We start from the raw sequence: 527 nt of genomic DNA on the forward strand, positions 1-527 counted from the left end.
GACGTCCGTCACTCCAGAGCACCTGGCGTACATCATCTACACCTCGGGCAGCACCGGCCGTCCCAAGGGCGTGATGATTCAGCACCGCTCCGTGCTGAACCTGCGCGTCGCGCTTGCTGCCACCGTGCACGCGGATGCCCAGCCGGGAGAGCGCGTCAGCGTCAACGCACCGCTCTCCTTTGACGCCTCCGTCAAGCAACTCATCCAGGTGCTCGATGGCCACACGCTTTGCATCGTCCCCGACGAAGCCCGCGCCGACGTGGCCGAGCTGGTGAATCGCATCGGCCACGACGCGTTGGACGTCCTCGACTGCTCGCCCGCGCACCTGCGCCTGCTGGTGGATGAAGGCCTGCTGGAGCGCCAGTCCATTCCCCGCCGCGTCCTCGTGGGGGGTGAGGCCGTGGACCCGGCCACCTGGCGCCACCTGGCCCAGGCCCCGCGTCCACGCGTCTTCAACGTCTACGGCCCCACCGAGTGCACCGTCGACGCCACTGCCTGCGCTTTCGACGCCTCCCCCACTCCCACCA

At 68.9% G+C, this 527-nt stretch carries 1 protein-coding gene; it reads left to right on the plus strand.

All coding sequences use genetic code 11. The annotated features are described in order from the left end of the window. The coding region (locus D7X55_RS40320) for an AMP-binding protein (RefSeq protein ID WP_147470472.1) at positions 1-527 on the plus strand (527 nt) is incomplete at both ends.

This window comes from Corallococcus sp. AB049A, from assembly GCF_003668885.1.
GTDB classification, from domain to species: domain Bacteria; phylum Myxococcota; class Myxococcia; order Myxococcales; family Myxococcaceae; genus Corallococcus; species Corallococcus interemptor.